General features: G+C 65.5%; 26 protein-coding genes. 7 read left to right on the forward strand and 19 right to left on the reverse strand.

What is annotated here, in order from left to right; all coding sequences use genetic code 11:
* Positions 1-211 precede the first annotated feature (211 nt).
* Complete coding sequence (locus A5658_RS12910) at positions 212-424, reverse strand: hypothetical protein (RefSeq protein WP_067335158.1); 213 nt, start codon at positions 422-424, stop codon at positions 212-214.
* 216 nt (positions 425-640) lie between these two features.
* Here A5658_RS12910 and A5658_RS12915 point away from each other — a divergent pair, with 216 nt between their 5' ends.
* Both A5658_RS12915 and A5658_RS12920 read left to right on the forward strand, forming a co-directional pair.
* Entirely contained in the window at positions 641-1,519 is an 879-nt protein-coding gene (locus A5658_RS12915) for a GNAT family N-acetyltransferase (RefSeq protein ID WP_156751440.1), read from the forward strand.
* Between the two features lie 140 nt (positions 1,520-1,659).
* Positions 1,660-1,863, forward strand: a complete 204-nt coding sequence (locus tag A5658_RS12920) for a hypothetical protein (RefSeq protein ID WP_067335165.1) — start codon at positions 1,660-1,662, stop codon at positions 1,861-1,863.
* 5 nt (positions 1,864-1,868) lie between these two features.
* Here the strand turns inward: A5658_RS12920 and A5658_RS12925 are convergent, their stop codons facing one another.
* The 5 genes from A5658_RS12925 to A5658_RS12945 form a co-directional block, all read right to left on the reverse strand.
* Positions 1,869-3,566 (reverse strand): DEAD/DEAH box helicase, encoded by a 1,698-nt coding sequence (locus A5658_RS12925; RefSeq protein WP_067335168.1) that lies wholly within the window; start codon positions 3,564-3,566, stop codon positions 1,869-1,871.
* Entirely contained in the window at positions 3,553-3,783 is a 231-nt protein-coding gene (locus A5658_RS12930; RefSeq protein ID WP_067335171.1) for a hypothetical protein, read from the reverse strand. The genes A5658_RS12925 and A5658_RS12930 overlap by 14 nt, the downstream gene beginning before the upstream one ends.
* A gap of 128 nt (positions 3,784-3,911) precedes the next feature.
* Entirely contained in the window at positions 3,912-4,259 is a 348-nt protein-coding gene (locus tag A5658_RS12935) for a hypothetical protein (protein WP_231997303.1), read from the reverse strand.
* 93 nt (positions 4,260-4,352) lie between these two features.
* The gene (locus A5658_RS12940; RefSeq protein WP_067335177.1) at positions 4,353-4,601 is read right to left on the reverse strand and encodes a hypothetical protein; all 249 of its coding nucleotides are present in this window, start codon (positions 4,599-4,601) and stop codon (positions 4,353-4,355) included.
* Between the two features lie 232 nt (positions 4,602-4,833).
* Positions 4,834-5,064: a hypothetical protein gene (locus tag A5658_RS12945; RefSeq protein WP_067335181.1), complete on the reverse strand. Its 231-nt coding sequence runs from the start codon at positions 5,062-5,064 to the stop codon at positions 4,834-4,836.
* Positions 5,065-5,400: 336 nt separating this feature from the next.
* Here A5658_RS12945 and A5658_RS12950 point away from each other — a divergent pair, with 336 nt between their 5' ends.
* Both A5658_RS12950 and A5658_RS28440 read left to right on the forward strand, forming a co-directional pair.
* Positions 5,401-5,844, forward strand: coding sequence for a hypothetical protein (locus A5658_RS12950; RefSeq protein WP_082993151.1), 444 nt, complete (start codon positions 5,401-5,403; stop codon positions 5,842-5,844).
* A gap of 130 nt (positions 5,845-5,974) precedes the next feature.
* Positions 5,975-6,136: a hypothetical protein gene (locus tag A5658_RS28440; protein ID WP_197503111.1), complete on the forward strand. Its 162-nt coding sequence runs from the start codon at positions 5,975-5,977 to the stop codon at positions 6,134-6,136.
* Between the two features lie 55 nt (positions 6,137-6,191).
* Here the strand turns inward: A5658_RS28440 and A5658_RS12955 are convergent, their stop codons facing one another.
* Entirely contained in the window at positions 6,192-6,419 is a 228-nt protein-coding gene (locus A5658_RS12955) for a hypothetical protein (protein ID WP_067335184.1), read from the reverse strand.
* A complete protein-coding gene (locus A5658_RS27545; RefSeq protein ID WP_156751442.1) occupies positions 6,419-6,778 on the reverse strand; it encodes a hypothetical protein in 360 nt (119 codons plus the stop codon). Before A5658_RS27545 ends, A5658_RS12955 begins: the two co-directional genes overlap by 1 nt.
* 131 nt (positions 6,779-6,909) lie before the next feature.
* On the opposite strand from A5658_RS27545, the gene A5658_RS27550 reads away from it, so the two are divergent.
* The gene (locus A5658_RS27550) at positions 6,910-7,197 is read left to right on the forward strand and encodes a hypothetical protein (RefSeq protein WP_082993137.1); all 288 of its coding nucleotides are present in this window, start codon (positions 6,910-6,912) and stop codon (positions 7,195-7,197) included.
* Between the two features lie 218 nt (positions 7,198-7,415).
* Here A5658_RS27550 and dnaB read toward each other — a convergent pair whose 3' ends face one another.
* From dnaB to A5658_RS13010, 11 genes are all read right to left on the reverse strand, one after another.
* A complete protein-coding gene (gene dnaB / locus A5658_RS12965; RefSeq protein WP_082993138.1) occupies positions 7,416-9,260 on the reverse strand; it encodes a replicative DNA helicase in 1,845 nt (614 codons plus the stop codon).
* Positions 9,257-10,114 carry a hypothetical protein gene (locus tag A5658_RS28100; protein ID WP_156751443.1) on the reverse strand — a complete coding sequence of 286 codons (858 nt, stop codon included), beginning with the start codon at positions 10,112-10,114 and terminating at the stop codon, positions 9,257-9,259. Before A5658_RS28100 ends, dnaB begins: the two co-directional genes overlap by 4 nt.
* 437 nt (positions 10,115-10,551) lie before the next feature.
* Positions 10,552-11,019, reverse strand: a complete 468-nt coding sequence (locus tag A5658_RS12970; protein WP_067335190.1) for a hypothetical protein — start codon at positions 11,017-11,019, stop codon at positions 10,552-10,554.
* On the reverse strand, positions 11,016-11,627 hold the full coding sequence (locus A5658_RS12975) for a hypothetical protein (RefSeq protein WP_156751444.1): 612 nt from the start codon (positions 11,625-11,627) through the stop codon (positions 11,016-11,018). Before A5658_RS12975 ends, A5658_RS12970 begins: the two co-directional genes overlap by 4 nt.
* Positions 11,624-12,544 (reverse strand): DUF5131 family protein, encoded by a 921-nt coding sequence (locus A5658_RS12980; RefSeq protein ID WP_067335196.1) that lies wholly within the window; start codon positions 12,542-12,544, stop codon positions 11,624-11,626. Before A5658_RS12980 ends, A5658_RS12975 begins: the two co-directional genes overlap by 4 nt.
* The gene (locus A5658_RS12985) at positions 12,541-13,167 is read right to left on the reverse strand and encodes a DUF1643 domain-containing protein (RefSeq protein ID WP_067335199.1); all 627 of its coding nucleotides are present in this window, start codon (positions 13,165-13,167) and stop codon (positions 12,541-12,543) included. The genes A5658_RS12980 and A5658_RS12985 overlap by 4 nt, the downstream gene beginning before the upstream one ends.
* Positions 13,168-13,182: 15 nt before the next feature.
* Complete coding sequence (locus tag A5658_RS12990; protein ID WP_067335202.1) at positions 13,183-13,542, reverse strand: hypothetical protein; 360 nt, start codon at positions 13,540-13,542, stop codon at positions 13,183-13,185.
* Positions 13,539-13,784: a hypothetical protein gene (locus A5658_RS12995; RefSeq protein WP_067335205.1), complete on the reverse strand. Its 246-nt coding sequence runs from the start codon at positions 13,782-13,784 to the stop codon at positions 13,539-13,541. The genes A5658_RS12990 and A5658_RS12995 overlap by 4 nt, the downstream gene beginning before the upstream one ends.
* Positions 13,785-13,937: 153 nt before the next feature.
* Positions 13,938-14,483 (reverse strand): helix-turn-helix domain-containing protein, encoded by a 546-nt coding sequence (locus tag A5658_RS13000; RefSeq protein ID WP_156751445.1) that lies wholly within the window; start codon positions 14,481-14,483, stop codon positions 13,938-13,940.
* Positions 14,484-14,730: 247 nt separating this feature from the next.
* A complete protein-coding gene (locus tag A5658_RS13005; RefSeq protein ID WP_067335210.1) occupies positions 14,731-15,075 on the reverse strand; it encodes a hypothetical protein in 345 nt (114 codons plus the stop codon).
* Positions 15,072-15,335, reverse strand: coding sequence for a WhiB family transcriptional regulator (locus A5658_RS13010; RefSeq protein WP_067335357.1), 264 nt, complete (start codon positions 15,333-15,335; stop codon positions 15,072-15,074). The genes A5658_RS13005 and A5658_RS13010 overlap by 4 nt, the downstream gene beginning before the upstream one ends.
* A gap of 576 nt (positions 15,336-15,911) precedes the next feature.
* Here A5658_RS13010 and A5658_RS13015 point away from each other — a divergent pair.
* Together A5658_RS13015 and A5658_RS13020 are read left to right on the forward strand one after the other, a co-directional pair.
* Complete coding sequence (locus A5658_RS13015) at positions 15,912-17,183, forward strand: helix-turn-helix transcriptional regulator (protein WP_231997304.1); 1,272 nt, start codon at positions 15,912-15,914, stop codon at positions 17,181-17,183.
* Positions 17,180-18,040: a helix-turn-helix domain-containing protein gene (locus tag A5658_RS13020; protein WP_067335214.1), complete on the forward strand. Its 861-nt coding sequence runs from the start codon at positions 17,180-17,182 to the stop codon at positions 18,038-18,040. The genes A5658_RS13015 and A5658_RS13020 overlap by 4 nt, the downstream gene beginning before the upstream one ends.
* Positions 18,041-18,273 lie beyond the last annotated feature (233 nt).

Consider the following 18,273-nt stretch of genomic DNA (forward strand, 5'->3'; position numbering starts at 1 on the left):
TTCGCGGCACCGAATTCGCTGGCTTTGCACGTGTCAGTCGCCCACCGGGGCGTCTCTGTTTGATCCGTTCCGCCGGAACAACTTTCGAGGTTCAAGAATGCCCCAGCGCTCCATCAGCTTTCCGTCACCGTCGTCGACCTGGTTCGAGCCCGATCGTGGCGCCCTCGGCGCCCGCGCAGAGCTGGGCCACGTCTTCGGCCGGTGCGGCATGTTATTCAGCGGCCAGGACGTCGTAGGTGTCGAGCTTCGCGGCGACTTGGGTTTTGTCGATCGAGAGGCCGGTGTCGGTGCTGATGGTCAGCCACGCGGCGGAGAGGCCGTGGATAACGATCCGGGTAACGACGTGGCGTGTCTGGTCAGGCGCGATGATGACGTCACCTTCGCTGAGCTGGTTGGCCTGCCTGACAATAGTTTTCGCGGTCACTGAGCTCCTCCATGGGGGTTGTCGGTGCGCAGCGTCGCTCCGGTGAGGGGATTGTGTCCGCTGTTCTCGCGCCGGCAGGCGACCTGGGGTGTGTCGACGACGGATTTCCAGGCCAGCGAAGGGCTGCGGTCATGCGCGGACATTCGCGTTGCGAAATGTGCGGCCCGTAATGTGTCGGCGCCGCAACCGTTTGGGCAGCGCACCTACCGTGAACTGATGAAGAGCGGCAACACGGCCGGGTCGATGCCGGCGATTTCCGTGGTCGAGGTGCGCCGGCACCCGTCGTTGGTGGACTTCATGCTGTGCGCGCGAGATCTGTACCGTTCGGATCCAGTCGCGTTCAGCACCGAGTCCGGAGTTCTCGCCGAGCTCGCGGCCGCGCCGCGCCCGGCCCTGTTCCTGACTGCGCACGCCGGCGACACGCTAGTGGCTGCCGCGCTGCGACCGCTGGCCTATCCCCTGCTCACCAGCGGCATCAGTATTGAAGCCGTGCCGGCGGTCGCGAATTATCTACACCGCGAAAAGATCACAGTGCCAGCGATATTGGGCCTGCAGCCCAGCGCGGACGTCTTCGCCGACAGGTGGATGTCGCTGAGCGGGGCGACGCCGGCGGCGCGCGCCGATGAGACCGTATACCAACTGCAGGCGCTCGCCCCGCCCGATCCGGTCGACGGCGAGCCCCGGCGCGCCGGCGCTTCCGACGTCGCGTTGCTCTGCGACTGGCTGACCGCCTTCCGCGCCGAGGTGTTCGGGAGCCCGGACAACTCCGCTCCCTCGGCGGCGCTGTACGCCCAGATCGTCGGCGCGATAGGACAGTTCGTCCTGTGGCAAGTCGACGGATTCCCGGTCAGCTGCGCCCGAGTGCTTCCCGCCGCGCAGGGCGTTGCACGGATCGGACCAGTGTTCACGCCGTGCGACCAGCGGGGCCGAGGATGGGCGAGCGCCGTCACCGCGGCGGCCATCGACCGGGCCCGCCGCGACGGCGCCGCGGACATCGTTCTCCAGACCGATGTGAACAACCGCACCTCCAACGCTTTGTATCGACGTCTGGGTTTCGCCGCGATCGCAGCCTGCGTACAGCAGTCATTCACGTAACCACCCGTTCAGGTGGGCGTCTCGGTTACGTCTCTGCGGCGGTGCGCCACATCACTGAGATCCCTTGTAGCGCGGAGAAACACACTCTCGGGACCGCAGCGGTCCGCGCAGGATTCGGCAGCGTCGGTAACAATGCGGGTGTGCAGACCAGCGAGCTGAGCGACGGGCAGTGGTACTCGATCATTCTGCAATCACCGCGTACCCACCGATACGCGCAGTGGAGAGCCGACCTCGAGGCGTTCTGCTGGCTGGGAAGCTCTGAGACCCATGACTTGGGGCTCGACGAAGTCGCCGAAATACTCGAGCGCGTCGACGAGCCCGCCCCGGGCTACGGCCTCTACTGACGCGCTCAGGCCAGTTCGCGCGAAAGCGTCTTGACTGTGTCAATCCGCGCCCTGAGTTGGTCGCGGCTGGCTGCGGCAACCGGCGGTCCGCCACAGCGCCGCCGCAACTCGCTGTGAATCCAGCCGTGGGGTCGCCCCGTGCGGTGATGCGCGGCGGAGACGAGCGCCCCCAGTTCCCGGCGTAGCGCGCTGAGTTGACCATGCGTGGTGGAAGGTCCCGCAGCTGCCGGCACGGCAGCGACCGCGGGCTGCCGTGCCGTGGCGGCGCGCTTGTCTTGCAGAGCTCGGATCTGGCCCGCGTCGAGAAGCCCAGGGATACCAAAGAATTCGTCGACATCCTCAGCGCCAGCCACCGACGTGGTGAATGACGCGCCATCAAAAATGAGTTGATCGAGCTCAGCGTCGGCGCCCAACGATTCGAACATCGGCGGGTCATCAACGTCGGCATCACGCGTGCGCTTCACGGGTTCGGCTTCGCCGGTGTCTCGGTGCGGCCGGCCAAGGGCGTGGTCACGCTCAGCCTCGATCTGGCTCGCCAGCTCCAGCAGGGTCGGTACGGACGGCAAGAAGATGCTGGCGGTTTCACCGGGTCGGCGCGACCGCACGAAGCGGCCCACGGCCTGAGCAAAGAACAGCGGAGTGGAGGCGCTGGTTGCGTACACGCCAACCGCGAGCCGCGGTATGTCGACTCCCTCGGACACCATCCGCACCGCGACCAGCCACGCGCTATCGCCGGCGGCGTAGCGGGCGATCGACGACGACGCACCCTTGTCATCGGAGAGCACCACCGTCGGCGCTTGACCGCTGATACGCGTCAGGAGCTCGGCGTAGGCCCGCGCGGACTCCTGGTCGGAGGCGATGACCATCGCGCCGGCGTCCGGTGACTGTTCGCGGACCTGCTGCAGCCGGGTGTCGGCGGCGGTCAGAACCGCCGGCATCCATTGGCCGGCCGGGTCCAGCGCGGTGCGCCAGGCGCGCGTGGCGTACTCCGCGGTCTCGGTGTCGCCTAGGCGGGCGCAGTGATCTTGGCCGGCGTGATCGCGCCATCGGGCTTCGCCGCTGTAGGCCAAGAACACCACGGGCCGTACGACGCCGTCGCGCAGAGCGTCGCCGTATCCGTAGGAGTGATCGGCCTGCGAGCGCATCACCCCGGCCCGGTCGGGGGCATAACGCACGAAAGGTATTGGGGTGTCGTCACTTCGAAACGGGGTTCCTGTCAGTGCGACTCTGCGGGTGGCTTCGTCGAAGGCCTCCTGGATCGCCGCTCCCCAGCTCTTGGCATCGCCGCCGTGGTGAATCTCGTCGAAGACCACCAGCGTCCTGTCACGTTCGGTCCGGACGCGGTGCACTCCGGGCCGACTGGCCACCTGGGCATAGGTGACCACCACGCCGTGATAGTCCGGAGAGTTGACGCCGACGCTGTTGCTGAACTGGGGGTCCAGGGCAATACCGATCTCTGAAGCTGCCTGTGCCCACTGGCTTTTCAGGTGCTCGGTGGGAACGACAACGGTGATCTTGTCGACGATTCGGTCGGCGAGGAGTTCAGCGGCGATGCGCAACGCGAAGGAGGTCTTCCCCGCCCCGGGCGTCGCTACGGCCAAAAAATCGCGAGGTTTCGCGGTGAGGTACTTGACCAGCGCGCGGCGCTGCCAGTCGCGTAGCCCGCGACCTTCTCGGGGCCTGGCGAGGCTATTGGGCGCCATCGAGGACGCTGTGAGCGTGGGCGTGCAGGAGGTCGACGTACCAGAGGATCTGCTCCGGGGTTCCTTGCACGATGAGTCCGTCACCGCCGACGTTGAACAGTCCCAGTGCGTGGCTTGCCGACACCATGTCGGTGTGCCAAGACGCGGCCGCTTCAGCGCGCCCCAGCGCTTGGAAGAGCGCGTCGTGCGCATCGGCGCCGATGTAACTGTCGGACATGATTCCCCCACGACGGCAACGGTTTTGGGCTGCGTTTCACACAAAAAGGCAGCACCTTCTCCCGACCCTAGAGCGGGGAAAGCGAGTGGCGGCGGACCGACGCGATTAGGGACGGACTTCTTGAGGCCTTACCGCGCGGCCGCGGAGACAGTGCGCATGATCTCGGCGTATCGGGCCCAGTTGCGGTTGTCGAGGTCGCGGGCCGACTGTCCGAGGTGGCTGCGCAGCGCGTCGAAGGCGAGTTCTCTGCTGCCCGCGCAAGAGTTCAGCTCGAAGGTGATGGTGACGTGGCGGTCAGCGGGGTCGACGACTGCTTGGGCTAGGGCTGCAGCCCGGGCCAGATCGCCGGCGTCGTAGGCCACCGATTCTGCAAGCGTCAGTGCCAGCCGGATCGAGGGTTCGTCGGCGGCCAGGTGCGCGCTGGCCGCCCAGCGGCATTGGAATTGCTCGGGTGTGTCGGACGGCGATGCTGACACGAGACTCACTTCGTTGAGCAGTTCGCGGTCACGGGGATCGCGGAGGTGGTGTCGGCTTGGCATCATGCTCTTTTTCATCCGTGGCCGTCGCGTTCAGATCGCGAGCGCGCCGGCGAGTTTCTCGAAGTACTCCATGACATTGCTATTGCGAAAGTCCAGCAATATCAGGTGCTTTCGGATGATCTCCTGTTCGCTTTGGCAGGTCTGGAAGGTTGCGGCCACCACGTTGCTCAGCGGGATGCTGTTGAGTATGCCGCCGGGCCCGTCCATCTCGAAACGATGGTCGAGGTCCAAGCCCTTCTCTGAAACGAACGTCTGCATCCAGCTCACGAAATCGGTCACGTGTAGCTCCCCTCCCCCGGTACCGCGCAGTGCTGCCGTCCATCGTCAGCGGCACGAACGGCTTAACGGCGATTCAAGGGTTGTGTCGCGGCACTTTCTCACGCCGGCCCGCAGCCAGAGAGAGGTCCCGTTTGTTTCAGAGGTCACGACCGGGCGACGGCTAAATAGGCGTCTAGCTGGGGCGTTCTTTTTCGGATCTATTTTCGCGGGCAGTCAACCGCGCCGCGATCAACTACGCGGACGGGACGAGGTCTTCGGCCAAGCGAAGCAGAATCAGCTGCTGCACCGCGCCGTTGCCGGTAAATCCGTGATCGGCGGCGATCTGCTCGAGGACTGCGCGCTCGGCGGGCAGGAAGCTCATCTTGACCTGCTCGGTGCGCTGCCGCGTTTCCGACCCGCGGCGACTCTTACGGGGAGGCGCTGCTACGTCGTCGGTGATATCGATCTGCAGGGCGGCGGTCATGATCAACCTCCTCGTCAGATAACCGGCTTCTTGGTTTGGTTATGTTTCTAATTGGAGCAACACGTTGATCTTAAACGAGACACCGAACGAGACGCGGTACATCGACAGCGTGTCGCGGGTACCCGCAAGCATTATTTTGAGTCATCGCCGCATGTCAACTCATACGTCAAACTACCCCGGGCGACGCTCGCCACGCTAGGATTACCCGATGAATTTCGGGACTGCCACGGGGCGGTGGTGACGGTGGATCCCAGCCGGCCGCAACCCGGACGTCCCACAATCTCGACCCGCCAGGCCGCCAAGTTGTTGCGTCGCGATCCGCGCACCGTGCGACGCATGATTCGCGACGGCGAGCTCGAGGGCGGCTGTCAGGTCCTCAATGAGCGCACCCGGTGGTTCGTCTACTCCGACCAGATCGCCGCGCCTACCCGACCTGGCAGACCGCCTACCCCGACTCCTTATGCGTCGGAGGTCGAGGACCTTCGGGCCGCGGTGGCGCGCGCCACGGCGGAAAAGTTAGCGACCCAAGAAACAAACCGGCTGCTGCTGGCAAGTCAGGACCTCCTGATGGACGCACTGGGCCAATATCAGCAGGCCACCGAGGAGGCGGTCGCGATCGCCAATGAGTACCGGGAACTGTCGGGCCGGCACCACGACGCGGCGGAGCGGTTCCGTGACTCGGCGGACAAATTTGCAACAGTGATCGGAAACTATCGCGACATCATCGGCCAGCACACCACGCCTGATGACTTGAGTTCGCTCGGCAGCGGGCCTGATTGACCATCTCCGGGTGGACACCGCCCAGCCGTATCGATAGCCTCGATTACCGAAGTGTTCAGCAAATCCGCGCAAGCTCCGGCCAGGTGGCCTCGACGCGCACACTCTCGTCCAGGGCAAGGAGGTTTTTGTAATGGCTCAAGTTGACGACGAAGCCCTGGTCGACCTCAAGCGTGAACTCAGAAACTTCCAAAGCGCCTCCGGTAATCGAGATTACGAAGCGTCTCTGCTCGCCGGAGCTGCGCAGGAACTGCTCGATCGAGCAGACAGCGCGTCCCTTCGCAACACGGCCTAACTCGCGGGCTTCTCCGCCGGGATATCAGGCCAGCAACATTCTCAGTCGGCGCAATTCACCGGAATGCGGCTGGTTGTCCGGTTTGGGGATTGAATACCTCGACAACCTGGTGGCCGGAGTCCCCACGCACCCACTTCCACGTCAGGCTCTGCTCTGTGAGGCGCCGGTTCAGCTCGTATTCTTCGTCGTCGTAGCCGAAATCAGGCGCGCGGTTGATCCGGCGGATGATCTCGGCGGTAGACACCCCGGCGAAATGCTCCCTCAGTGTTTCATCCAGCGACATCAGGCTGACCTCTTCTCGGTGTTGATGGCCTCGGCGGAATCAGAAATGCTGCGCTGGTGCAGCTTTCGGGCAAGGACCGCGATGTCCCCTGCCGCATAGGGCAATCGACGGCTTGTTAGGTGGAACACCCCGCACGCGCACCGATAAGGACTCTGCCGATACCAGGCGGCGTAGCGCAGCGCAGTTCCGCGGTAGTAATAGCTGGTCTTGGCCTGGGTCGGGCAGCGCTTCAGTGGCTCACCGATCAACCGCTGTCGGTGCCGCTGCTGGGCGCGGCGATGCGCGCGACCGCAATACAACCGCGCGCCATCAAGTCCCTGACCACACCACCGGCAGTGCGAGCTGTCGACACTTTCCACGTCGCCATCGTCAGTCGGGGTGAGACGCAAAAACACGACCGACACGAAAGCAGTGCCCCAAATTGGTTGCACAATCTGCTTAGCCTGACGCCGCGGAATTTGCAGCCAACAGACCGAGACGTGGAGCACGAATGCGCGCACCAGAACACAAACCCGTTCGCATCGCTGATGGCGTATGGCTGAAGCTGAGCCCGCTGGACCTCCCGGACGATTTCCCGGAACCCGAGCCATGCCGCTACCTCTGGGAGCTGACCGGAACACCCGAGCACAACGGCAGCCGCACAAAGTATTTTCCAGCGTCGCCCAATGTTTCAGCCATCATCGCTGCCGGGGGAGGTAAGCAGTTCCACCACGCGACGTCAGTGGATTCCGCGATCGCCGCCGCCGCCGAGCTCCATCAGCGAGCTATAAGCGGCTGAATTCACGCCCGCGCTTTTCACTACCTCTGTGACATGACAGTGAGCGCGCCGGTCCGTCATCCTGACGTTCGTCATCGTGACGACCGGCGAATTTATCTGGCATGGGACCACACCCCTTGTACTGCTTGCATTGCTATACGTGAGCGCTGTGCTGTCGCTGCTAGTTACCCTGTCCGTCCGCACCGCCGGTTGGTGCGTGCAGGATCGAGAAATCATCTTCATACGCGAGCCATGTTGGTGAACCGGGATAAATGTAGTTGGTGGGCGACGGTGATCGTCTTAGTCGGCCCGTTGCGATGTTTGGCCAGAATCAGGTCCGCTTCGCCGGCCCGTGGGTCGTCGCGCTCGAACGCATCTGGTCGGTTGAGCAGGATGACCATGTCGCTATCTTGTTCCAGCGATCCGGACTCACGGAGGTCGGACAGCATCGGCTTCTTGTCGGTGCGCTGCTCGGGTCCACGGTTGAGCTGGCTGATCGCCACCACGGGGACCTCGAGCTCTTTAGCCAGAAGCTTGAGCTGCCTGGAGAATTCGGACACCTCGATCTGCCGCGATTCGACTCGCTTGCCGGACGTCATCAGCTGCAGGTAGTCGACCACGACCAGCTTCAGGTCGGCTTTTTGTTTGAGCCGGCGCGCTTTGGCGCGGATCTCCATCATCGTCAGGTTCGGCGAGTCATCGATATACAGTGGCGCTTCGGTGATTTCGCCCATCCGCCGCGCCAGCCGAGTCCAGTCGTCGTCACTCATCCGACCCGAGCGCATGTCGCCGAGCTTGATCTTCGCTTCGGCAGACAGCAGTCGCATGACTATCTCGGACTTGCTCATTTCCAGCGAGAAGATGACGCTGGCCAGCTGGTTCTTGATCGAGCACGACCTCATGAAATCGAGCCCCAGCGTGGAGTTGTGGGTAGGGATCATGCCCTCGCCGGCCAGATACAGGTGTGCGGCGTTGTCGACCTGTACGCAGCGCACCGCCACGCTACGCACCGGGCGGACCGCGACGACATGCAGCACGGGCGCCAGCAGGACGGTGGTTCCGCGGTGGGCTTGGTAGCGCTCGACGGATTCGGCGGGTGCCACAGTGTCGCGGCCGCACCGAAGTTGGACGGTGGTGCGGATACCGCGGCGCGTCGGCCACTGGTGCTGCGCGTCAGCGACGATCACAGTGCCGTCGGAGAATTCGACTTCGTAGCACGGCCGGCCCCACATGATGTCCGTGGCGGCGACCACGCACGTTGGCCTGCCGTCTGCGCCGATCAACTGGTCGCCGACCGCGACCTGCCCCATAGTCGTCCACCCTGTCGGCGTCGGCAGCGGCGTGTCTAACGCCAGCGCCTTCCCGACGCCGGGCCTGGCCGCGACGATGATCATCTGCCCGGGGTGCAGGCCGTTGGTCACCTCGTCAAGCTCGGCGAAACCTGTTGGCACGCCGCGGGTTATCCCCCCATTGCAGGCGATGGTGTCCAGCTCACCCATCATCGGCTGCAGCAGCTGCTCCAACGGAACGAAGTCCTCGGCGGTACGCCGCTCGGTGACCTCGTACATCTCGGCCTGCGCCCGGTCGACGACCTGGGCGACATCGGCGCCCTCCGCGCCGGCGTAGCCGTACTGCACCACCCGGGTACCGGCCTCGACCAGGCGGCGCAGCAGCGCCTTCTCTGAGACGATGCCGGCGTAGTAGCCGGCGTTCGCGGCGGTCGGCACTGTCGAGATCAGCGTGTGCAGGTACGGCGCGCCCCCGACGCGTCGCAGCAGACCCCGCCGGTCGAGCAGGGCGGCGACCGTCACCGGATCAGCGGGTTCGCCGCGGCCGTAAAGGTCCAGGATCGCGTCGTAGACCAGCTGGTGGGCTGGGCGGTAGAAGTCGCCGGGCCCAATCTTGTCGACGACGTCGGCGATCGCGTCCTTGCTTAGCAGCATCCCGCCCAGCACCGACTGCTCAGCGGTGAGATCCTGCGGCGGCTGGCGGCCGTAATCCTCACTAGGTGGCACCTCGTCCGCGACCGCGGTGTGGATCTGTCGGGGGCCGTTGCCGGCGTCACGGCGGGCCGGGGCGCTCATGCGTTCCTCCGGCTTGCGGAGAGGACCGCGCGGATCCGGGCCAATTGTGTGGCGCGCACCTCGGCGCTCGCCGGAACCTGGATATCGTCTCGCTCGTACGTGGAACGCGCGGGGGCCTGCTCGGGGGTTGGCGGGACCTCGGGCAGCTGAGAAATACGGAATGTCAAGAATCCCACCGGGTTTACGGGACGATCGGGCCAGTGCCAGCCACGCTCCTTCATCGTGGCATTCAGTGCGGCGACCAGCTGCTTGCCGGACCATTCGGCGGTACGCAGGTGGCTGCGCTCGAGAACTCCAGCCCAGCGCCCAGGGTGGGCGGTGCGCAGTCCGACGCAGTTCTCGGCCAGGTGCGCGGCGAGGCGCTGTACATGCAGAGGCCGGGGTTGGACGGGTGGTTTTTTGTGTGTCAGCTTTCGCCGACGCGCTCGCGCGTTTGGAGAGTTCTTCGAAACAGGAGATAAGTCGGTAGGTCTAGTAGAGCGGGGAAGGTCGCAAACTGCGCGCCGCCGGCTGACCAGATGCCAGATGGACGGCCGGTTGCGCCGACCGTGTCTCATCCCGTATCCGCGCTGGGCCTCTACAGCTAAATCAGCCTCTGCGAGCACTTTTCGTACGGTGGTGACCAACCGCTCAGAGACGCCGGCCAGGCGGGCAACTCGGGCGTTGGTGACTGCGACGTTGCGGCCCGTGGAACCGTCGGCGAATACCGCCAGGGCGCGCACCACCGCGGCGAATCTGCGCACACTCAGATGGACAGCTCGCAACGCCTGCTGTCCTTCCTCGGTGTCGGCCCACTGCGCCACCACGCCTATCCAGCCGCGCCGCGATGTCCATACCGGGACTGAGGCCGGCATCGGACCGCGTTCTGCCACCCACTCGGCGAATTCCTGGCGCCGTGTCGGGCGCCGCCGGTACCGCGGCGAGGTGGCGTGGCAAATACGTTGTGTCGAAGTGCTTGGAGTGCTTGCACTGCTATCAGGGCATGCTCTACCCTGGAACTCACCTGGCACGGTGAAAGTCCCTTCGCTTAGCGAGGGGCACGAGATTGAAGCGCCAACTTCTATCTCAACGGCCCGGAGTTATCTCCTCCGGTGGCATGCATTTCGCGTCCAACTCCCCCTCCTGGGGGGATTGCCGTGTGCCCCACTGATGTAGTTGTCGAGGAGCCCAAACGCCCGCCACGGGCCGCTCGGGTACCAAAGATCTGGTGTGAGGACTCCTTTCTCAGCTACGAATCGGGACACAAATCGCGCGCGGGTACCCGCGTTGCGGGTTCATCGCATCACGACATTTAGGGATATCCGTGGACCGACACGGCTGCGTCGTTCTCCGCCCGGCCCGTGGCGCCGGCCCGGCCCTGGTCATAGTCAGCGCTAAATGACACAGCCCACCTCTGCAGCCGCGGCCAATCGACACTGATGTAGCTGGCCAGGGCAGCCTCGTGACCCGCCTTGCGGGCCCCGATAATCACGCTGGCCGTCCAACGCAGCGCCGCGTACCCACGCAGCCCGGTAGCTAACGTGACGGCATCAAGCATGCTGGCCGCCTCAGGCCCGGCCGCCTCCTGCAGCGCAGTCCAGCAGACGACCAATAGCTTTGCGTCACCGTGCAACTCGTTATCGCACACCGCAGCAGCCAGCGGCGCGGAAACAGCACCGAGCGCCGCCTTGGTCCGGGGGCAGCCTTTGCGTCGCCGATACGCAGCCAAGTCCGCCACCGCCGGCGCGGCCACTTTCGTCTCGCGTGATCTCAATTTCATGCGGCCACTCCCGAGAGCAATTGATCGAACCGCCGGTCGTGCTCAAAAAGCGGGTCTCCGGCCACCGCGGGGGCACAGCAAAGGCACGTCAACACAGGGTGTTTGGGTGCGCTGTCCACTGCGGCGGGCTGCCCTTCAGGTGTCCACCCCAAGACCGCCAGGGAGCCATCGTGGGCGGCAAGCTCACGCCAGAGCAGCGCCGCAGCACTGCGCGTGCGCGCGCGGCTGATCGATGAACCCCACGCCAGGACAACCAAATCCCGGTCGTGAGCGATCGCGCACAAGCGTGGATCGGCCGCGTTGTCATCCCGGCCGCCAGCGCTCAGAAAGCCGATATCGATGCCTCCGTAGCCCAGCCCGCGCGCGATCGCCGCGCAGTGCCGCCACGGCGGCGTGGCGCGCCACCCCGCTCTCCGCGGTGGCGCGGGCAAGATCCATCCCAGGACAGGGCCGTCGTTATCCCACTGCTGGATCACCCGATAGGCGAATTCCGTCGGCGCATATTCGCTGCGGGCATCGCCGCGCCCGGATTCGTTGCCAGCATTGATCACTCGCGTCCAGACAGGCATCACCAAACCCCCTTCCAGTGCTCGCTCGTATCCAGTCATGCGGCGGACTCCAATTGCATGGCGGCTGGAAACTCCGCCCAGATCCGGCCGTCCAGCACTCGTCCCCCGGCCTTGGGCGTGCGTCCACCGACCTGCTTGAAGAAAAACGCGGCGCCGCCGCGGCGGTCCCGAAGATCGCGTACCCAGCTCAATTCGATTGGCCGGCAATGCGGCCCGCTCTCGCCGCCGACGATCACCCAGTCGATCCCATCCAGATCGAGGCTGGGTAGCGGACCCAGCAGCGGCTCGCAGGAAACAAACCGCGTCGCGGCCGGTAGGGATCGGAGAACGTTGGCGCGCCAGCTGTAGTCGTCGGACTCGATCGAGCTCCCGACGCCGACATTGGGTAGCGGCCACGGTGGTGACCACAGGTTGCCCTTTGGGGAGCGAGTAACGGTCCATTCGGCGCCACGCCCGGAGTCACCGGCCAGGCGTTCCCCGGCCAGGTCCAGGCGCCAGCGACCCCGGTGCGGCGGGGTGCGGCCGATGATGTCGCTGGCTTGCTCGGCGACCAGGTCGCGGAACGCAGGATCGGTGAGCATCAACGCGAGCCGCTTAGGGCGCTTGGTCAAAACCTGATACCGGTGCCGCCCGGTGAGGGCCATCACCGCCCAGATCCGCGCCACCGCCTCACGCCCGACGCGCGCGTGCGCGATATCAGACATGCTGTTAACGAATACTTTTCGCGGCGTGCGCCACCGCAGCGGCTCTTCGATCACGCTGGGGTGCACGGTGACGCCGAAGCCAGGACCGCTGGTACGTGGATCACCGTCGACTCGATACTTCGGCGATCCCATCGCCTTAAGACGCTTGGCCAACGTCAACGCGAAGCAGTGGTCACACCCCGGAGAGATGCGGTCGCAGCCCGTCGTCGGATTCCACGTGACATCGGTCCACTCGATGGAGGTGGCAGTCATCGCATTCCCCCCGGGCCAGATTCGCCGAGCAGCGACCGCCAGCGCGAATCAGACCCACCGGCGTCGGCGCGCGTACCCGGTTGCCAGTGCTGCAGCGGTGTCGAGGACTTCAAATACAGCGGGTGTCGGGGTTGGTTGCCACGTGTCCACCCCAGAACCGCCAGGCTGGTCCCGGTGACTAGGCAGTCATTGCGCCAGATGCGGCGGGCGACGCTCTGGGCGCGCACTCGATCGGCGTTACTCCCCCACGCCAGGACGATCAGATCGTGGCGTGCGGCTTCGCGGTCCAGATACGCGTCGTTGTCCGGCCCGACCGGGTCATCCATGCCGGCCAAGTCACGCGGGTCGGTTGCGCGGCCGGCGTAGAGGTTCAGCTTCATCAATGCCGAGTAGTGGAAACCGTTGGCGAAATTGACTTCTCGGACGATCGTGGCGTCATCGACGTCGGCGGCGGCCGTCGAGGGATTGAGCCCGACAATCATCAGCGCCGGGCCCTCGGCCCAACGGCGCCACAGCCGCCAGCGATACCGTCCGTCGTCGGAGAGATCCGCGCCGGAGTCGATGTATCGCCGTTGCGGCGCGCTATCGCTGTCGGGAACAGCTAAATCCAGCATCAAGGTCATGACATCGCCGCGCCTTCAGGACGCGGCCGGGATCGCAGGAGCGACGCCGCCCACTGGGATCGGCGTTGCCAGGCCCACGACTCCGTTAACCACGGTGATGCGCTGTCCGGGAAACCAGGCTTGCACGTCGCGTAGCCGGGTGCCGTCGACGCCGACGCAGATCGCCGCGGCGTCGACTCCCGGGGTCGCCGAGTGAACCGTCACGACCACGTCGCTACCTGATGAACGATCAACGGAGACAACGCGAATCGATCCGTTTGCCACCTGGGCAACGCGGCGGGCGAAGACATCTTCGAACAAGTCCCGGTCATCGCGGCCGCTGTCGGGGCGCCGCAGGACAGGCACGACATAGCCCGCCCCGCTCACCGCGCTCACGCGGACACCCTCACGCTCACGCCGCGGTTATGACCCAAGGCGAGCTCGACGCCAGAGCCCGCCCGTATTGTCCAGCCCGCGGCCGCCAGCTGCGCGCGGAGACCGGCGTCGGACTCGAACTTGTGCCAGGCGGCTTGGTCGTCGCTGGCCAGGTCGAAGCCATACCAGGAATAGGGCTGCCCGGAGGGGTCAACGACCAACCAGCCGGATGGATCCACGCCGTTTCCGCTGCGTGAGGCCATGGCTAGGCCACCCCCCGCGTCGGCAACCCGTAGTCGGACAGGCATTGGGTGCACGTCTCGACCCCTTTAGGGGCGGCGTGGTTGCAGATGGCGCACCGTCCCGCAGGCCGCGGAACGAACGCGGCCACAGTCGATCCGGTGCTGGAAGTCGCGTCAGGCGATGCCATGGCGGACCTCGCTGCGCTCAACGGGCCGAAACCCGGTGTCATGACGTGGTGCTGTGTTCATCGGGATCCCCCTGTGCACGGTGAGTTCGGGTGTACGCGCAGCCCCGACATCCCCGCCAAGAGATGACATTGCTGGAGCTGGCTTGGAATCGTAAGAGGCGGTTCCGACAAGCGGCGACGCCTCACTGTCGTCGGATTCGCTGTTTGCTGTATCAGCAACTTTTTGCGCAAAACGAATCGCCCGGTCGAGCTGGCAGGAGTACGCGCTCTTGGTCATCGGAGGCGAGATCGCGGCGGCTAGCTCAGCAAGTGAGGACTCAGGGTCGCCGGCTCGGCTCTCCAACACATCCCTCCACCGCTTGCGCCACACCGGCGTGCCGGACAAGTCGCGCTCGGCGAGAATCCGCAGCGCCTCCTGGGCGCGCTCGGACTGCTTGGCGGCCGCGGTGAGGCATCGGTGCTGGTTGGTAGTGCGGAACACGGCCTTGTTACGCCAAGTCGGCTCGGCAGAGCTCTCGCGGCGATGAGGCATCAGAACCACCTCCCTCGCGGCGCCGTCCCCCCGGCCAGCGCCGCGGCGGACTGATGAGCACCGTGCGAGTGGCCGCCGGCGACCTGCTCCAGGCCCCCCCTTCGCCGGCGGACCACTCGACCGGCGGTCACCGCACCCCTCGCCCGGTGACCTTCACAAACTGAGACCGGCGTAACGCCAGTGGTTGGGACGTCGCCGGCGGGATGTCCCCCCGCCGCCGGCGACGTCCCCGCTCGAAGCGCGCTCGTCATTGAGCCACCCCGATCGACATGAGGTGCGGACCGTCCAGCGCATCCGCGTCGGCGAGCAGAGCCTCGCGGGCCTCGGTGAATTTCGCGGCGACGTCGGCTCGGGTAATGCCCTCGACGTCCTGGTACGGCAGGATGCGGCCCTCGGGGACCACGCGGCGCAGCTGGGCGATGACGGCCGTGAGCGGAACCACCATTCCCTGTGCGCGCCATGCGCGCTCGGCGCAGTGGTAGATGTCGCAGCGGTTTTTCTCCCAGGACCGCAGCGCGGTCCTGCGCCCGCCATCAAGAACGTTGGCGACACCGCGAATCAAGTTCGGCGACATCACCGTTGGCGCGCTCACGCGGCGTCCCGCTTGAGGCGCCGGCGTTCGCGCTCACTGAGACCGCCCCAGATTCCGTAGCGCTCGTCGTGGGCCAGGGCGTACTCGAGGCATTCCGACCTCACCTGGCAGCCCAGGCATGTCTTCTTGGCTTCGCGGGTTGATCCGCCTTTTTCCGGGAAGAACGCTTCGGGGTCGGTCTGGGCGCACAGCGCCCTATCGCGCCAGTTCTCCTCGTCTTCGTCGTCGGCAACATTGACGCCGTCGTCGTCGAGCACGATCCCGAGATAGTCATCGGCGACGATCTCCGGAGTATTCAAAAACTCGTCGAGAGTGGTGGCGCGCCTGATCGTGAATGGGTCGCGCTCAAGCACTGATCCGCTAGTGTTCGTTGAGTCTGGCAAGACAATCTCCCCCTTGGTGGTGGGATTCCGATCCAGTTCGCAGCTGGTCGGAGATGAAGGACATGGCAGGCCCTCGGCAACTCCCCCCGGTTTCCGAGGGCTTGTCGCTTTCTGGGGTCGCGATCCGGATCCGCACGTTTGACAGTTCGTGGTGGCCCGGTCGCTACTTGGTGGCAGCGGAGGCACCTCCTAGCGGGGTCGGTGATGCTGTCGGTTCTGGGTCGGCCCCGAACGGTGATTCGAAGGCGTCGCCGTATGGATGCCGACAGTAGACCCCAAACAGAGACGCCGTCAACACCAAACTTCGTGTCTTTTCGAAGATTTTTTGAGCCTTCATCCGCCGAATGGCTCTAAGCCTTTCGGGTGAAAGAACCTGAAGCGGACATAACGAGTTGAGGTTTGACCGCTGCGTGTGCTTGGCTCTGCCCTGATCAGGGACGTATCATCCGATCTGTGGTCACAACGGAAGACGGAAATGTCCGGCTTCGCGCCGCCCGTAAGGAACAGGGCCTGGCCTCCCAACGCGACTTCGTGGACGCACTTACCGCCACGGCCGCTCAGATCGGCGTCGGCGAACTCTCGGTCACGACCCGCACTATCCGCCGATGGGAGTCAGACGCACCCGGCTGGCCCCACCGCCCGCACATCGAGACGCTCGAAGCGCTGTTCGGCCGGCCGATCGCCGAACTCGGCTTCACCCGCAAGGGCGGCCAACCACTCCCCTCCCCCACTGAACCGGCCACCCCCGAAAGCCTTCTGCCGCCATCAGCGCCACGCCCCCGCACACCCACTCGATTCCGCGACACCATCCCTGCGGCCGCCGCAACCCACTTCGCAGAACTGACCGCGGCCTACCGCCAGCTGTACTGGTCGGTTCCAGCGAACATGCTGCAGCACTCCGTGTTTCGGCATGCAGAACTGGGCTCAACGCTTCTGCACGCTGCATCCGAGGACCTCGCGGCGCGATTGGGGACCCCCGCATCCGAGGCATGGCTACTCGCCGGCCGCCTACTGCTATTCGACCTACAAGACCCGGCCGCCGCCCGCGCATGCCTCACCGAATCGCTGGAATGCGCCCGCGCCGCCGGCGACGACGGCCTCGCCGCCGCAGCCCTGGGCCACCTCGCCATGGAAGCAACCCGCACCCCCAACACCAGGACAAGAGGACCGGAGATGCTGCGCGCCGCCCGCGCATTCGCCGACCGCGCGCCTGAATCGGCGATGCTGGTGGCCTGGCTCGACATCGTCGAATCGGAAATCCAGGCTCGCGCAGGCCATCAGAGCCAGGCGTCGACCCTCATCGCGCACGCCGAACAGATGTACCGGCAGGCCGACGGAGCCAAACCGGACTGGCTGGACTGGTTCAGCGCACACCGCCTCACCACCGCTAAAGCCAACACGCTGCTTGCCTCCGGCCGCCTCAACGATGCCCGGCTCGCCCTGGAGCGCGCCCTCAACGACCTGCCCGCCAACGAGACGAAACTGCGAGCCTTGACCTACTGCGACCTGGCGGCCGTGGCCGCGCTAACCCACGACCCCAAGCAAGCCTGCACGCTGATCAACAGCGCGCTCGACCAGCTCGCCGACGAGACCTACGCCGTGGTCGGTACCCGCGTGACAGCGGTGCGCGCAATGCTCGGCGACTGGGACAACACCCCGGCTGTGCACGCCCTTGACCAGCGGCTGATCACCTGGAACTCGACACTGACGGCGGTTTCGGCATGACTGATGCGCCGTGGGCGACCGTGATCAAATCCACGCGTGAGCGCCTGGGCATGTCGCAAGCAGAATTGGCCCGCGCCGCGAACATCCCCAAGGGCACGTTCCAGCGCTATGAAAGCGGCGATCGCGAACCTCCACTGACGGCGGCCCGCTCGATCGCCGAGGCGCTCGACGTGACTCTTGCGGAGCTGTCCGGCCAGGTGCCGGCCAGCTCCGAGAAGGCCGCAACCCCGGGGCTTTCAGTGGTCGGCGAGATCATGCAGTCCCGCCGCCGCGAGCTCGGCCTGACACAAACCCGCGCGGCCAACACCGCCGGCCTCACTTTGGACGTCTACCAGCGCTTTGAGTCCGGAGAGCAGGAACCAACCCTGGCGGCTGCGGCCGCGGTATGCGCGGCTCTCGACATCAGCCTGGCCCAGCTTGCCGGCGTCAAACCTCGACCGGTGGACTTCAACGGTCAGTGGTTTGCCATCTGGCAAGGAGGCCTCGAGCATCGCGACGTCGCGGACCTGCACACGGTCAACGCGCTGCGCGTCGGCGACTTCCTGCTCTTGGACAACTACTGGCGCGGCCACCTGCAAATTTTCGACAACGAGAACCTGATCGGCTGGTACCGCCCCCCAGGCCGCACGACGCGAAGCCGCCAGTCGGTATTTCTGTGGTTGCCGGCGAGCAGTGACTACCTTTACGGCCGCTGGACCGGCGTCGCGGCCAACAACACGGTCATCTCGGGGTGGTGTGCGTTCGCGCGCGACGAGGCGATGTCGAGACAGGTGTTCGAGGGCCTCGTGGAAGACAACATTCAACCCAGGCCGGCGTTGCGCCTGCCAGAACTGGGAAGTTGGGGATCAGGGGCCTGACGGCGTCTGCAGCGCAGACCGCTAAAAGCCGCTGATCGCGGGTAAAGCAGCGCTCGCTGTGGCCGCATGTATAGCACCGCAAGGATCGCAAGTTCTGCAACCACTTCAAGCCTCGGTGCGCACCGTCGTGCCGCTCCGTTGCTAATGCAGCCTCGGGCCCGCTCCCCCGCTTTGCGCGGCGGCGTCATCGCGCCGCAGTGCTTGACGTGCTTTTGCTGCAAGCACCCCTAGCA

Source organism: Mycobacterium sp. 1245111.1 (assembly GCF_001673405.1).
Classification (GTDB): Bacteria; Actinomycetota; Actinomycetes; order Mycobacteriales; family Mycobacteriaceae; genus Mycobacterium.

Bases quoted from the DNA above. Each gene is read 5' to 3' on its own strand.
- A5658_RS12930 (WP_067335171.1), bottom strand. From the start codon at position 3,783: ATGTCCGACAGTTACATCGGCGCCGATGCGCACGACGCGCTCTTCCAA.
- A5658_RS13020 (WP_067335214.1), top strand. From the start codon at position 17,180: ATGACTGATGCGCCGTGGGCGACCGTGATCAAATCCACGCGTGAGCGC.
- A5658_RS12985 (WP_067335199.1), bottom strand. From the start codon at position 13,167: ATGACCTTGATGCTGGATTTAGCTGTTCCCGACAGCGATAGCGCGCCG.
- A5658_RS28100 (WP_156751443.1), bottom strand. From the start codon at position 10,114: ATGCCGGCCTCAGTCCCGGTATGGACATCGCGGCGCGGCTGGATAGGC.
- A5658_RS12925 (WP_067335168.1), bottom strand. From the start codon at position 3,566: ATGGCGCCCAATAGCCTCGCCAGGCCCCGAGAAGGTCGCGGGCTACGC.
- A5658_RS12950 (WP_082993151.1), top strand. From the start codon at position 5,401: ATGATTCGCGACGGCGAGCTCGAGGGCGGCTGTCAGGTCCTCAATGAG.
- A5658_RS28440 (WP_197503111.1), top strand. From the start codon at position 5,975: ATGGCTCAAGTTGACGACGAAGCCCTGGTCGACCTCAAGCGTGAACTC.
- A5658_RS13000 (WP_156751445.1), bottom strand. From the start codon at position 14,483: ATGCCTCATCGCCGCGAGAGCTCTGCCGAGCCGACTTGGCGTAACAAG.
- A5658_RS12995 (WP_067335205.1), bottom strand. From the start codon at position 13,784: ATGGCCTCACGCAGCGGAAACGGCGTGGATCCATCCGGCTGGTTGGTC.
- A5658_RS12955 (WP_067335184.1), bottom strand. From the start codon at position 6,419: ATGTCGCTGGATGAAACACTGAGGGAGCATTTCGCCGGGGTGTCTACC.
- A5658_RS12970 (WP_067335190.1), bottom strand. From the start codon at position 11,019: ATGAAATTGAGATCACGCGAGACGAAAGTGGCCGCGCCGGCGGTGGCG.
- dnaB (WP_082993138.1), bottom strand. From the start codon at position 9,260: ATGAGCGCCCCGGCCCGCCGTGACGCCGGCAACGGCCCCCGACAGATC.
- A5658_RS12915 (WP_156751440.1), top strand. From the start codon at position 641: ATGAAGAGCGGCAACACGGCCGGGTCGATGCCGGCGATTTCCGTGGTC.
- A5658_RS27550 (WP_082993137.1), top strand. From the start codon at position 6,910: ATGCGCGCACCAGAACACAAACCCGTTCGCATCGCTGATGGCGTATGG.
- A5658_RS12945 (WP_067335181.1), bottom strand. From the start codon at position 5,064: ATGACCGCCGCCCTGCAGATCGATATCACCGACGACGTAGCAGCGCCT.
- A5658_RS12975 (WP_156751444.1), bottom strand. From the start codon at position 11,627: ATGACTGGATACGAGCGAGCACTGGAAGGGGGTTTGGTGATGCCTGTC.
- A5658_RS12980 (WP_067335196.1), bottom strand. From the start codon at position 12,544: ATGACTGCCACCTCCATCGAGTGGACCGATGTCACGTGGAATCCGACG.